This is a genomic window from Flavobacterium flavigenum (assembly GCF_027111255.2).
Taxonomy (GTDB): Bacteria; Bacteroidota; Bacteroidia; order Flavobacteriales; family Flavobacteriaceae; genus Flavobacterium; species Flavobacterium flavigenum.
Window position 1 is genome coordinate 4597118 of sequence record NZ_CP114285.2, and the last position, 13414, is coordinate 4610531.

Here is a 13414-nt window from a genome sequence, read left to right on the forward strand (position 1 = left end):
TATAAATTTTAAAACGAATTCAGGTTAATTAAATTGCGTTGCAATTTATAAAATATGCCGTCAAAAAGGGATAAAAATTATTTGAAATCATGCTGTAATTCGTTCTTTTTTGTGATATTTAAGTGACGAATATATAGCTATTCGATTTGATGTTGTTCAAAAAGCCGGAGTCTGTTTTGAGCAGCATTCAGGTTTTGCTGCAAAACCTCAATCTTGTTTAATAAATGCGCTATGGCATCAATTCCTTCAAGATTTATTTTAAGATCATAATGCAGCCTGATCATTTTCTCTACCGTAGGTAACTGTTCAGGGTGCAGATATTCATCTTCATCTAAAACAATAATTTCAACAAGACCATAATTGTTCAGCTCTGTTATAAAAGTATTTTCAATTTCGTGATACAGACAAAATTGTTGGATATGAATTAAATTTTTGTTACTCATGATTTCTTATTTTAGATAATTCCTGAAATAATTCTTTTTCCCTTTCGGATAATTGGGTTGGTATTTTTAATTTATAAGTAATGAATAAATCACCAAACTGACTTTCCTTTTTATACACAGGGAATCCTTTTCCTTTTAGCTTCACTTTTGTTCCCGTTTGTGTTTCTGCCGGGACTTTTATTTTTACTTTTCCATCAAAAGTTTTGATATTAATCTCACCTCCTAAAATGGCAGTATATAAATCAAGATCTACATCGGCATAAAGATTATTGCCTTCGCGTTTAAAATCAGAATTGTTTTCAATCAAAAAAGTAATATACAAGTCGCCATTAGGTCCTCCGTTTGCTCCTAAACCACCATGTCCCGGTATTTTTATGATTTGACCATTTTCTACACCGGCAGGAATTGTGATTCGGATATTTTTACCATTTACAGTTAAATTTTGTTTGTGAGTTGTATATGCAGACGCCAGATCTAATTGTAATTCGGCATTAAAATCCTGACCGCGGTATTTTGACTGTCTTCCGGAGCTTCTTCCTGAGCCATACATTGAATTGAAAAAATCTGAAAAATCATTTTCAGAGAAATTACTCCCGCCAAAACCTGAAAAGTCCTGACTGGCCTGCTGGCGTCCGGAATATTGCTGTTGATTCGGATTATAGCCGGCTTTTTCAAATTCATCTGCATGCTGCCAGTCTTTTCCATACTTATCATATTTTTTACGATTTTCAGGATTGCCTAAAACTTCATTGGCTTCATTTATTTCTTTGAATTTTTTCTCAGCTTCTTTATCATTCGGATTCAAATCGGGATGGTGTTTCCTTGCCAGTTTTCTGTAAGCTTTTTTTATATCAGCCTCGGTTGCTGATTTCGTTATTCCTAATGTTTTATAATAGTCGATATAATCCATTTTTCTGAATTTTTGAGATGTATAAATTTAGATAATTAAGTTAAGAATAAGTTGTTAATTATCAAAATGATGATGGCTCTTTTAAAGCAGTAAAATGATTAGGTTTTCCGAATCAGTTTTGAAATTTGACTTTTTTGAGTGAAATTTTTTTTTATGAAATAACACTAAAGTGGCAGGTTTTTTGATTCCAAAAATTAGCTTAACAGAGTGTTATAAAAGTCATAAAGTTGTACCTGCAAATTAAATTATGCTATTTTTGCGATATAAGATTTTTGATTTTATAAAATTTTAAAGCCGATTCGATAACCACTTTTTCAATGAAGCATATTTTATTTTTCATATTGTTTTTTACAGCACTGACAGTTTCTGCACAGGGAGAATTTAATTCGGGTTATAAATCTATCCCTGCTCCAAAGTTTGATGCTAAACCTAAAAAACTTCCTGCTCCTGAAGTTAAGAATCCAGAGTCACAAAATACCGATATTCCAAGTATCAAGACTCCAAACATTTTTGATAATATCAGTATAACTCCAAAATCCAGATTTACTATAGGAGAAGAAAAAAGCAATTTTTCGATGTCAACAGAGAATAAATTTGCTAATCCTGGAGATCGTTATATTCCTAAAATGGAAAAGGATCTCGATAAAGCTTTGAGAGAAGCGGGATTAAAAGAAGGAAGGGGAGAACTTGTTAAGAAAAATATTTCTTTAGGTGAAATAAAGACTAAATCTGCTTATTTTATTGTGAAATTAAGGGATTTTGGAGCCATCGATGGGGATTTGGTTAAAATTTCTTCTAATGATCAGGTTATCCAAAGCCAATTATTTCTGGAAAGTAATTTCAAACAAGTAAAAATAATGCTTGCAAACGGTTTTAATAAGCTGGATTTTGAAGCATTAAATATAGGGTCTTTAGGAGGGAATACTGCCGAGATTCAGGTTTTTGATGATAAAGGGACATTAATTACGAATGATTACTGGAACAATCTTGCAGCCGGGTTTAAAGCTACAATTATTGCAACTAAAGAGTAATTTTTTTAGAAACTAAGATAATAAGGTTCTAAGATGCTAAGTGAAAACTTTAGTCTTAGAACCTTTAATTATTTAACTATAAAGAAAACTTAGTGTTTCCGGATTTCAGCACTTCAGCTTAAAAAGGATCAGCAGTAACCCTGAATTTCATATCGGCTTTAATTGTTGCATCCTTTGTTAAGGTTTCTTTTAATGTAACTTTTGTTCTGATTTTGTAACTATTTGCTTTGATGTATTGATCTAACCTTTTATCAGTACAAATCAAGTCAATTTCATTTGTTGATACATTAATGTTATCCTGATAGGCTAGTTCTATTTCGTTAGTATCAGTTGTAGAGATATATAAATGTATTGATTTTAAAAATGTGAATGTTTTATCTGTTGGATCAGAAATTGATAATTTCAAAGATCTAAGTTTAACATCTTTTACTAAGTTTGCTTTAGTTTTGTTATTTTCAAATTCGGAAGAAGAATTTGTAGTTACTTCAGGCGTAATAATTTCCGATGGCAAATTGATTGGTGAGGTACTTTTGATTTTGATTGAGGCTTCATTCGAAATATTGAAAGTTAATAAATCATCAATGGCATCACATGAAGTTAAAAAAATCGACAGGCAAACTGTCAAAGCAATAAGTTTTGATTTCATATTCAATATTAATTGGTTTGTCTGTAGATACGAAATTGCTAAAAGTTTGGATTTGCCTTTTTTTTTAAAATCCTAATTTTTTTATTCATTTTAAAGATAATGCCTCAGACTATTAGTAAATTAGGTGTATGTGTTTAAGAAAGAAAAAAAAATAAAAATCAATTTTTCAATTTCGAATATAAAAAGTATTTTTGCGCATGCAACACAACGTACTTATTTTAGATTTCGGATCGCAATATACTCAGCTTATTGCGCGTAGAGTTCGCGAATTAAATATATTCTGCGAAATTTTTCCTTACAATCACTTTCCTAGTGATTTATCACCTTATAAAGCAGTAATTTTAGGAGGAAGCCCTTTTTCTGTTCGTGCAGAAGATGCTCCACATCCTGATTTATCGCAAATAAGAGGTAAACTTCCAATGCTTGCAGTTTGTTACGGTGCACAATATTTAGCACACTTTAGTGGTGGTGAAGTAGCAGCATCTAATACAAGAGAATATGGCAGGGCGAATTTATCTTATATAAAAGACAATGAAACTTTCTTTGAGGGAGTTTCAGAAAACAGCCAGGTTTGGATGAGTCATAGCGATAGTATCAAAGCGCTTCCGGCAAATGCTGTAAAATTAGCAAGCACGCATGACGTAGAATTCGCAGCTTACAAAATTGAAGGCGAAACTACTTATGCAATTCAGTACCATCCGGAAGTTTTCCATTCCACAGATGGATCAAAAATGCTGGAGAACTTTTTAGTAAAAATTGCTGAAGTTCCTCAAAACTTTACACCAAATGCTTTCGTAGAAGAAATGGTAGCAGAGTTGAAAGAAAAACTAGGGAATGATAAAGTGGTTCTTGGTTTATCTGGCGGAGTTGATTCTACAGTAGCAGCGGTTTTATTAAACAAGGCAATTGGGCAAAATTTATACTGCATTTTTGTTAACAACGGACTTTTACGTAAAAATGAATTCCAAAGTGTATTAGATCAATACAAAGGCATGGGGTTAAATGTAAAAGGTGTTGATGCAGGAGATCGTTTCCTTGGCGAATTAGCCGGAATTAGTGATCCTGAAACCAAACGTAAGACAATTGGTCGTGTGTTTATTGAAGTTTTTGATGATGAATCACACTTATTGGAAGACGTAAAATGGCTGGCACAGGGAACTATTTACCCAGACGTAATCGAGTCGGTTTCTGTAAAAGGACCATCTGCGACAATTAAATCGCACCATAATGTTGGGGGATTGCCGGATTATATGAAATTAAAAATTGTAGAACCGCTTAGAATGCTTTTCAAAGATGAAGTACGACGAGTAGGCGCTACATTAGGAATTGATCCGGAATTATTAGGAAGACATCCTTTCCCGGGACCTGGATTATCAATTAGAATATTAGGAGACATTACTCCTGAGAAAGTTCAGATTTTACAGGATGTTGATGCTGTTTTCATCGAAGGATTAAAATCATGGGGACTTTATGATAAAGTCTGGCAGGCAGGAGCAATCCTTCTTCCGGTAAATAGTGTTGGTGTGATGGGTGATGAGCGTACTTACGAAAAAGTAGTAGCCCTTAGAGCTGTTGAATCAACAGATGGTATGACAGCTGACTGGGTTCATTTACCTTACGATTTCCTGATGAAAGTGTCAAACGACATTATCAACAAGGTAAAAGGCGTGAATCGCGTTGTTTACGATATTAGTTCAAAACCACCTGCAACAATTGAGTGGGAATAATAGCATAATTTAAAATTAAGGTCTTACATTTGTAAGGCCTTAATTTTTTATAACCTACTATTTATGAGAGAACTTTTAACGATTTCTCTTGCGTTTATTTTGTCTTTTAACAAAATAACTGCGCAAGATTCGATTATTGAACACAAAATTCAAAAAGGGGAAACGGCTTATTTTATTGCCCAAAAATATAAGGTTTCTGTAGATGAAATTTACAAACTCAACCCCGAATCGCAAAACGGAATCAAAGACAATCAAATTATTAAGATTCCCGTTCATTCTCTGCAAAAAATAAATCAGGACCAGCAGACTGTTCATATTGTTGGTGAAAAAGAAACATTGTACGGTTTGTCAAAAAAATATAATGTTTCTGCAGAAGCACTTCAAAATGCTAATCCAATTCTTGTCAGCGGACTTCAGATAGGTCAGGAATTAATAATTCCTAATAATGCTTCTAACGCTTCAAAAACTGAAATTACCACATCTTCTAAAGTAAAACATCAGGTTCTTGCTAAAGAATCATTGTTTAGTATTGCCAGACAATACAATGTTTCGGTTCAGGATCTTGAAAACTTAAATAAAGATTTACTCCTAAACGGATTACAAATTGGTCAGACGATTGCGATTCCGAGCAAAAGAAAAACGCTCGACGGAAGGGTTCGTGTCATTAATCAGGAAACTGTTTTTCATGTGGTTGAGCCGAAAGAAACTAAATTTTCCATTTCTAAAAAATACGGTATTTCAATTGATCAACTCGAATCCCAAAATCCTGAAATCGTAAACGGACTGGTTGTTGGGAATAAATTAGCTATCAATACTACAGCAATTAAACCAGCTAATGAAAGCGAAGAACTGATGCTGGCTCTTGCTGAAAAACAAGTTGTGGTTGAAAAAACCAAAGTTAAAATGGCTGAAATTGATGATTTAAAAGACAGATTGGTTGTTCAGAAAGAAATGAATCAGAAGATTATAAAAATTAATGATCTGAAAATGAATCTGAATGATCTGAATGGTTCTAAAGAAAATTCGGTTGAAAAACTGCGATTGGTTTTAGAGGCAAATAAAAATGTGCAGGATATTTTAATGGCAAAATTAGATTCATTGGTCAATACGATGAATAATGATTTAGTTGAATTAAAAAGGATGGATATTCTGAATGTGGATGAATCAAAACGATTAGAAAAACAATCGTATGAGAGTATTGGTAAAACGACTGAGCTTTCTTCGGGGCTTAAAAAGGAATTAGCTGAAAACCGAAAATTATACGCTGATTTAATGAATAAAGTTGAAAAAATAGCTGTTGAGGAAAATCAGGAGTATAAGAAAAAAATCCGCGAAAGCGAAAAAAAGAACAATGCTACCTCAATACAGCAGCGACTTTCATTAGAAGAAATCAAACGCTATAAAATTGAACAGGAACAGGGAGATATAAAAAATCAGCTTTTAATTGCAAAAATTGATTCACTTGATATTCAGAAAAAAATTGAAGTAAAACGTCATATCAGTAAAGCTTCTTATTACAGTATGGAAGCCAGAAAATTTGATGATAAACTGGCTTTGATAAAACTAAAAAAATATCAGGATGAAGCAATTAAAAATCAAAAAAAATCGGATTTAGCTGAAGTTTCAAAAATAATTTCTCTGCAAGAAATGAAAAAGGAACTCAAGGAAAATCCATTTAAAAACGAGAAAAATATAAAAATTGAAGTTTTTGATAATCTTAAAGAAGTTTCAAATGGATATTATTTGGTTTTAGGTACATTTACAGATGCTGCCCCAAGAGATCAATTTATCATGAAACTCATTGATTCAGGAGATTTTAATGCGAGTTTTTTCTTTAATATTAACAGCCTTTCTTATTATGTTTATTCTGATAAATACGATAATATGGAAGAAGTGCTGTATCAATGCAAGAAAAAGGAAGAAGATGAGTTATATAAAAATATCATTATTGCTAAGGCAGAAATTGATCTCAGGTAATAATTAGTAAAGAATTAACTTTCGGTCTGATTTTTGTTTTAAGCAGAATTTAGTATCTTGTTCACATAAAGAATAATTGTTTTTAATATCTATTTATGAAATATTTTTTCACCGTATTTTCTATTGTTTTTTTTATGACGTGTTCTGCTTTTTCTCAGGGAAAAGTGATTAAATACACTGTTTCAGCAGGAGAAACAATCAATCAGATTGCGCAAAAATTTAAGGTTACTCCTTATGATATTTATGAATTAAATCCTGATGCGAGAACTTCTTTGAAACCGAACACGGTTTTATTGATTCCGAATAGCAGCGGAAAAACAGCATCTGTCAAAAAAGATGAAAATTCCGTTAAAAAGAACGGAAATACTAAAGAAGTTGTTCATGAAGTACAACCAAAGGAAACTTTTTTCAGTATCGGAAAAAAATATGGTGTTTCTGAAGAAGATTTGAAAGCTGCGAATCCGTTTTTGGAAAAGTCAGGTGTTCAGATTGGTCAGAAATTGGTAATTCCGGCAAAAGGTTTTGCTTCAAAAAGTGCTTCATCATTGGATAAAAAAGCAAAAGATAAAGGAACTGAAAAATATGTTTACCATGATGTTGTGGCAAAAGAAACTAAATTTTCTATTGCAAAAAAATACAACACCACTATTGAAGATTTAGAAAAACGCAATCCTGAAATTGTTTCGAATTTGCCTATTGGATACAGATTAACTATAAAAGGAATAGCTCCAAAATCAGAAACGACAGCTTCAGTCGCAAATGCTGTAAAACCTGCTGAGCCTTCAAAAAAAGTAACTACTTATATGGAGTATCAGGTAAAGCCTAAAGAAACGTTTTACAGTTTAGGAAGAATATTTCATCTCACCCAGGAGGAGTTAACGGAATTAAATCCATCTCTTTCGGAAGGTGTAAAAGAAGGTATGGTGATTAAAGTTCCGTCAGGTTATTTAGCTCCTGTTCCAATTGTAAAAGAAGAACCAAGACAAGAGACAGAAAAGCCAACAGAAAATAAAGGCGGAATTCAAATTCTTGAAAAGGTAAAATCTGCTGACCCAGAAGTAGTAGAATTAAGCAAAAAGAGGGGGCAGAATGAACGCAAAAAGCTGGTTTTGTTATTGCCTTTTAATATAGCTAAAATTCAAAATGATACTGTAGGATTTGCTAATCGTGTAAAAACGGATAAGTTTTTAAATATGACGCTGGATTTTTATTCAGGGGCAATGATGGCAATTGATTCGGCAAAAACTTTGAAACTCCCAATTGATATTTCAATTTATGATTCACAGGAGACAAAAAGTACTTCGAATATTCCGAGTCTGATTACGCAAAATAAATTGCAGGATGCCGATGCAATTATAGGTCCATTTTATCAAACTAATGCAGAAACCACAGCTAATACACTGCGTCTGCATAATGTACCTGTGATTTCGCCTTTGTCGAAAGATGCTGCGAACCCAATTGATAACTTGTATCAGTCAATACCAACAACTGATGTGGTCAGAAATACAGTTTTTGATTATATGCGTTCTAAAAATGGTAATATTGTAGCTGTAGTTGATAAGAAAAAGGAATCAGTTATAAATTATATCAAACAAAACCAAAAAGGAGTTGCCTTTGCCTCCTTAACGGAAACAGGAGGTTTGGATGTAGCCAGTCTGAAAAGTTTATTAATGCCGAATAAAATGAATTATGTTGTAATGGAGACTGCCAATACAGCCATGGTAAAATATACGATTAAAGCTCTGATTGAAGCACAAAAAACATGTCAGATACAGTTGGTGATTTTAGAGCCAAACAGTACTTTAGATACTGATGAAATCTATTTTGAAAATCTGGTAAAATTAAAATTGATGTATCCGTCAGTTTCCCGCGAAAGCGACGAATCAAGGGTTTTAATTTTTGAAAAGGAATACAGGCTGAAAAATAAAGTAAATCCAAATACGTATGCAACACGTGGATTTGATGTAACTTTTGATACCATGATGCGTCTGGTTCAGGGGAAAACATATCAGGAAACAGCAGATTTAATGACAACTGAGCAGGTTGATAATAAATTTCAATATTATAAAAAAGAAGATGGCGGACACGCAAATAAAGGTGTTTACATTTTATATTACGATTCAGATTTAACTTTAAAAGTAGCAAATTAATGACATCCAAAGTAACCTATTTAGGCGATTTAAGAACAAAATCAATACATGTACAATCGGGAAGCGAAATCATCTCGGATGCACCATTAGATAATAACGGAAAAGGAGAGGCGTTTTCTCCAACAGATACTGTGGCAAATGCTTTAGCAAGCTGCATGTTCACTATTATGGGAATCAAAGCCCGTGATTTAAATGTAGATTTAGTTGATTCAACTGCCGATGTAACTAAAATAATGAATGCTGAACCAAGAAGAATTGGTGCTATTGAAATTGTTTTTGAACTGATAAGTAATGCTGATGAAAAAAGCAAAACAATCTTAGAACGTGCTGCAATGACATGTCCGGTATTTTTGAGTCTTCACCCGGATATTGAAAAAAAAGTTACTTTCAACTGGAAATAAAAAATACAATTACAGCATTTAAAGAAGCAGGAAAGAGATATTCTTTTTTCTTGCTTCTTTTTCTTTTTAAAAATGGAACAAGATAAAAAACAACTTATAAAATTAGCCCATACTAAAATGCCATTCGGCAAATACGAAGGCCGTTTTTTAATTGATTTACCTGAATATTATGTGGTATGGTATCATAATAAAGGTTTTCCGAAAGGAGAGTTGGGACAGCAGCTTCAGCTTATTTATGAGTTAAAGCTAAATGGTCTTGAGGAGCTCATCCGTACTATTAAAAAACAATATCCAAAGCCGGTTTAAATACATTCTTCAAAAATATTCCTAATTAAAACTTAAAATTGTCAATTACAAAAACAAGTAATCGTTCTGTTTAAAAATTTGCAAAATTATCTCAATCCTGAATAGAGAAATTGTCTAATTTAATTTGTACTTTTGCCAAGTTTTTTACACAACTACAATACAAACAATTACAGAATGAATCAAACAAAATATATTTTTGTTACAGGAGGTGTGACCTCTTCATTAGGAAAAGGAATTATTGCGGCATCTTTGGCAAAATTGTTACAAGGAAGAGGATATCGTACTACTATCCAGAAATTTGACCCCTATATTAACGTGGATCCGGGAACATTGAATCCTTATGAACACGGAGAATGTTATGTGACAGATGATGGAGCTGAAACAGACTTAGACTTAGGGCATTACGAGCGTTTCCTAAACGTTCCTACTTCTCAGGCTAATAACGTAACCACAGGTAGAGTTTATCTTTCAGTTATTGAAAAAGAAAGAAGAGGGGAGTTTTTAGGAAAAACGGTTCAGGTTGTTCCTCATATCACAAACGAAATTAAAGACAGAATGCAGTTGCTTGGTAAATCAGGCGATTATGATATTGTAATTACTGAAATTGGCGGAACTGTAGGTGATATTGAATCTTTACCTTACATAGAATCTGTTCGTCAATTGGTTTGGGAGTTAGGTGAAAACAACGGAATTGTGATTCACTTGACGTTGGTTCCATTTTTGGCTGCTGCGGGTGAATTAAAAACAAAGCCAACACAGCACTCTGTTAAAACGTTAATGGAGAGCGGTATTAAAGCAGATATTTTAGTTTGCAGAACTGAGCATGAATTATCTCAGGAATTGCGTCAAAAACTGGCTTTATTCTGTAATGTTAAAAAAGAAGCGGTTATTCAGTCAATTGATGCTTCAACAATATATGAAGTCCCAAATTTAATGCTTGAAGAGGGATTAGATGTTGTTGCTTTAAAGAAATTAGATTTACCTAAAAAAGCTGCTCCGGATTTAAAAACATGGAATACTTTTTTACGAAGATTAAAAACACCAAAACAAACTGTAAATATCGGTTTGATTGGGAAATATGTAGAAATGCAGGATTGTTACAAATCTATTTTGGAGGCGTTCATACATGCTGGTGCTGCAAATGAAACAAAAGTAAATGTAATTTCTATTCACTCAGAACATATTAATATTGATAATGTGGCTGAGAAATTAGGTCCATTAGACGGAGTTTTAGTCGCTCCGGGATTTGGCGAAAGAGGGATTGAAGGTAAAATTGAAGCAGTTCGTTATGCACGTGAAAATAATATTCCGTTTTTTGGAATTTGTTTAGGAATGCAGATGTCTGTTATCGAATATTCCAGAAATATCTTAGGTTACGCTGAAGCGAATTCTACTGAGATGAATGATAAAACAAAACATCCGGTAGTAAATTTGATGGAAGATCAAAAAACAGTTACAGATAAAGGTGGGACGATGCGACTTGGAGCCTGGAAATGTGAAATCAAACCAAATACTCTGGCACACAGAATTTATGGCGAAAAAATGATTTCTGAGCGTCACCGTCACCGTTATGAATTCAACAATAAGTATAAAGACGAATTGGTAAAAGCAGGTTTGATTGCTTCCGGGGTTAATCCTGATACTGGTTTAGTAGAAATTGTGGAATTGGAAAACCATCCATTTTTTATTGGCGTTCAATACCACCCGGAATATAAAAGTACGGTTGCGAACCCACATCCAATTTTCGTAAACTTTGTAGCTGCTGCTGTAAATGCACATAAAAAATAATAATTCATTCTAAGAGGTGTAACTTTTAAATTAAACGGATAACTAATAACCTCAAACGAATCACTTTTTTAAAAATAATGGAAGAAAAAAAATTAGACCTTAATTCAATAATTGGTTTTGTACTGATATTCGGAATTTTGATTTGGATTATGTATCAGAATCAGCCTTCTGAAAAAGAAATTGCTGCTGAAAAAGCCAAAAAAGAATTAGTAGCTAAACAAGAAGCTCAGGCAAAAGCTGATAAAGCAAAAACTGCAGCGCTACCGGCTGTGGCTACAACTCCCGGAGATACAATTCAATTGGCGCAATTGCAAAAAACATTAGGTGGTTTTGCTTATTCTGCAACACTTCCTTCTGCAAAAGAGTCTTTTACTACGATTGAAAACGAAAAGATAAAACTTAAAATCGCTAATAAAGGTGGTTATATTGTTGAAGCAACTTTAAAAGGATTTGAAAAATTCAAAAAAGGATCAGGTCAGTTAGTTGAATTAATTAAGGATAATAATTCTAATCTCAATATTCAGTTACAAACGACAGACAACAGAACTTTGAATTCTAAAGATTTATTTTTTGAACCTACGCTGACTAAAATTGGTGCAGATCAAATTTTATCGATGCGTTTGAAAGCAGGTGCTAATGAATTCCTTGAATATAAATATATACTAAAACCAAATGATTATTTAGTTGGTTTTGATGTTCGTTCCCAAGGGTTGAATAAAGTTTTGAATTCTTCCAAACCAGTTGATTTGCAATGGGATTTAAAGACCTATAGAAACGAAAAAAGTATTTCTTACGAAAATCGTTATGCAGAGATTTACTATAATTATGAAGATGGAAAAGAAAGCTATGTAGGGCAGGGAGATAATAAAGAAGAAACTCCTGAAAAAGTTGATTATATTGCATTTAAGCAACATTTTTTCACTTCAATTTTGCAGACTAATACTTCTTTTGAAAAATCAAAATTAGTTTCTCAAAATTTAGTAAAAGACGAAAAAATAGATACTGTTTATACAAAACAGTTCAAAGCAAATGTTCCTCTGGCTTTCACAAACGGTGAAATTGATTACAAAATGAGCTGGTATTTTGGACCGGCTGATTATAAAGTTTTAAAATCATATGATAAAAACTTTGAGAAAATCATTCCTTTAGGATGGGGGATTTTTGGCTGGATTAATAAATGGATTTTTATTCCATTGTTTGGATTCTTAAGTTCAACAATTGGATTGTCATTAGGAATTGCAATTATCATCTTTACCATTATAATTAAATTGGCAATGTCGCCAATTACATATAAATCATTCTTGTCGCAGGCAAAAATGAAGGTTTTAAGACCTGATATTACTGAATTGGGAGAGAAATACAAAAAAGATCCAATGAAGAAACAGCAGGAGACAATGAAATTGTACAATAAAGCAGGAGTAAATCCAATGGCAGGTTGTATTCCGGCATTGATTCAGCTTCCTTTTATGTATGCATCATTTCAGTTCTTTCCTTCTGCTTTTGAGTTAAGACAAAAAGGTTTCCTTTGGGCTGATGATTTATCATCTTTTGACTCTGTTTTAAAATTACCATTTCATATTCCTTTATATGGGGATCATATCAGTTTGTTCCCGATTTTGGCAGCAATAGCTATTTTCTTCTACATGAAAATGACCTCAGGAGATCAGCAGATGGCAGCTCCGCAGCAAGAAGGAATGCCGGACATGGCAAAAATGATGAAAATCATGATTTACGTTTCGCCACTAATGATGTTGATTTTCTTCAATAGTTATGGCGCAGGATTGAGTTTGTATAACTTTATTTCCAACTTGATTACAATCGGAATTATGTTTGTAATTAAAAACTACATTGTAGACAGCGAAAAAATCCACGCTCAAATTCAGGAAAATAAACAAAGAGAACCTAAAAAGCCAAGTAAATTCCAACAGCGTCTTCAGGAAGTAATGGAGCAGCAGGAAGCAGCTAAAAAAGCTCAAAACAAAAAGAAATAATGTTTCGCAATAATTATTGCAATAAAAAAGGTCGAATTTTTAAT

At 33.0% G+C, this 13414-nt stretch carries 11 protein-coding genes; 8 read left to right on the forward strand and 3 right to left on the reverse strand.

Annotation, left to right across the window (positions count from 1 at the left end):
* Window positions 1-137: 137 nt before the first annotated feature.
* Complete coding sequence (locus OZP09_RS19105) at window positions 138-443, reverse strand: chaperone modulator CbpM (RefSeq protein WP_269235229.1); 306 nt, start codon at window positions 441-443, stop codon at window positions 138-140.
* Window positions 436-1353, reverse strand: a complete 918-nt coding sequence (locus tag OZP09_RS19110) for a J domain-containing protein (protein ID WP_269235230.1) — start codon at window positions 1351-1353, stop codon at window positions 436-438. The genes OZP09_RS19105 and OZP09_RS19110 overlap by 8 nt, the downstream gene beginning before the upstream one ends.
* A gap of 317 nt (window positions 1354-1670) precedes the next feature.
* On the opposite strand from OZP09_RS19110, the gene OZP09_RS19115 reads away from it, so the two are divergent.
* Window positions 1671-2384: a hypothetical protein gene (locus OZP09_RS19115; protein ID WP_269235231.1), complete on the forward strand. Its 714-nt coding sequence runs from the start codon at window positions 1671-1673 to the stop codon at window positions 2382-2384.
* A 118-nt stretch (window positions 2385-2502) separates the two neighbouring features.
* On the opposite strand, the gene OZP09_RS19120 is transcribed toward OZP09_RS19115, so the two are convergent.
* On the reverse strand, window positions 2503-3030 hold the full coding sequence (locus tag OZP09_RS19120; RefSeq protein WP_269235232.1) for a hypothetical protein: 528 nt from the start codon (window positions 3028-3030) through the stop codon (window positions 2503-2505).
* Between the two features lie 197 nt (window positions 3031-3227).
* On the opposite strand from OZP09_RS19120, the gene guaA reads away from it, so the two are divergent.
* The 7 genes from guaA to yidC all read left to right on the forward strand — a co-directional run bounded on the left by guaA (window position 3228) and on the right by yidC (window position 13370).
* Window positions 3228-4757 (forward strand): glutamine-hydrolyzing GMP synthase, encoded by a 1530-nt coding sequence (guaA, locus tag OZP09_RS19125; RefSeq protein ID WP_281309832.1) that lies wholly within the window; start codon window positions 3228-3230, stop codon window positions 4755-4757.
* 63 nt (window positions 4758-4820) lie between these two features.
* Window positions 4821-6734, forward strand: coding sequence for a lytic transglycosylase (locus OZP09_RS19130; protein WP_269235233.1), 1914 nt, complete (start codon window positions 4821-4823; stop codon window positions 6732-6734).
* A 95-nt stretch (window positions 6735-6829) separates the two neighbouring features.
* Window positions 6830-8884 carry a PBP1 and LysM peptidoglycan-binding domain-containing protein gene (locus tag OZP09_RS19135; RefSeq protein ID WP_281309833.1) on the forward strand — a complete coding sequence of 685 codons (2055 nt, stop codon included), beginning with the start codon at window positions 6830-6832 and terminating at the stop codon, window positions 8882-8884.
* Window positions 8884-9285, forward strand: a complete 402-nt coding sequence (locus tag OZP09_RS19140) for an OsmC family protein (protein ID WP_281309834.1) — start codon at window positions 8884-8886, stop codon at window positions 9283-9285. The genes OZP09_RS19135 and OZP09_RS19140 overlap by 1 nt, the downstream gene beginning before the upstream one ends.
* Before the next feature lie 72 nt (window positions 9286-9357).
* Window positions 9358-9591: a DUF3820 family protein gene (locus tag OZP09_RS19145; protein ID WP_223681620.1), complete on the forward strand. Its 234-nt coding sequence runs from the start codon at window positions 9358-9360 to the stop codon at window positions 9589-9591.
* A gap of 174 nt (window positions 9592-9765) precedes the next feature.
* Window positions 9766-11379, forward strand: a complete 1614-nt coding sequence (pyrG, locus tag OZP09_RS19150) for a CTP synthase (RefSeq protein ID WP_269235236.1) — start codon at window positions 9766-9768, stop codon at window positions 11377-11379.
* Between the two features lie 77 nt (window positions 11380-11456).
* The gene (yidC, locus tag OZP09_RS19155) at window positions 11457-13370 is read left to right on the forward strand and encodes a membrane protein insertase YidC (RefSeq protein ID WP_281309835.1); all 1914 of its coding nucleotides are present in this window, start codon (window positions 11457-11459) and stop codon (window positions 13368-13370) included.
* Window positions 13371-13414 lie beyond the last annotated feature (44 nt).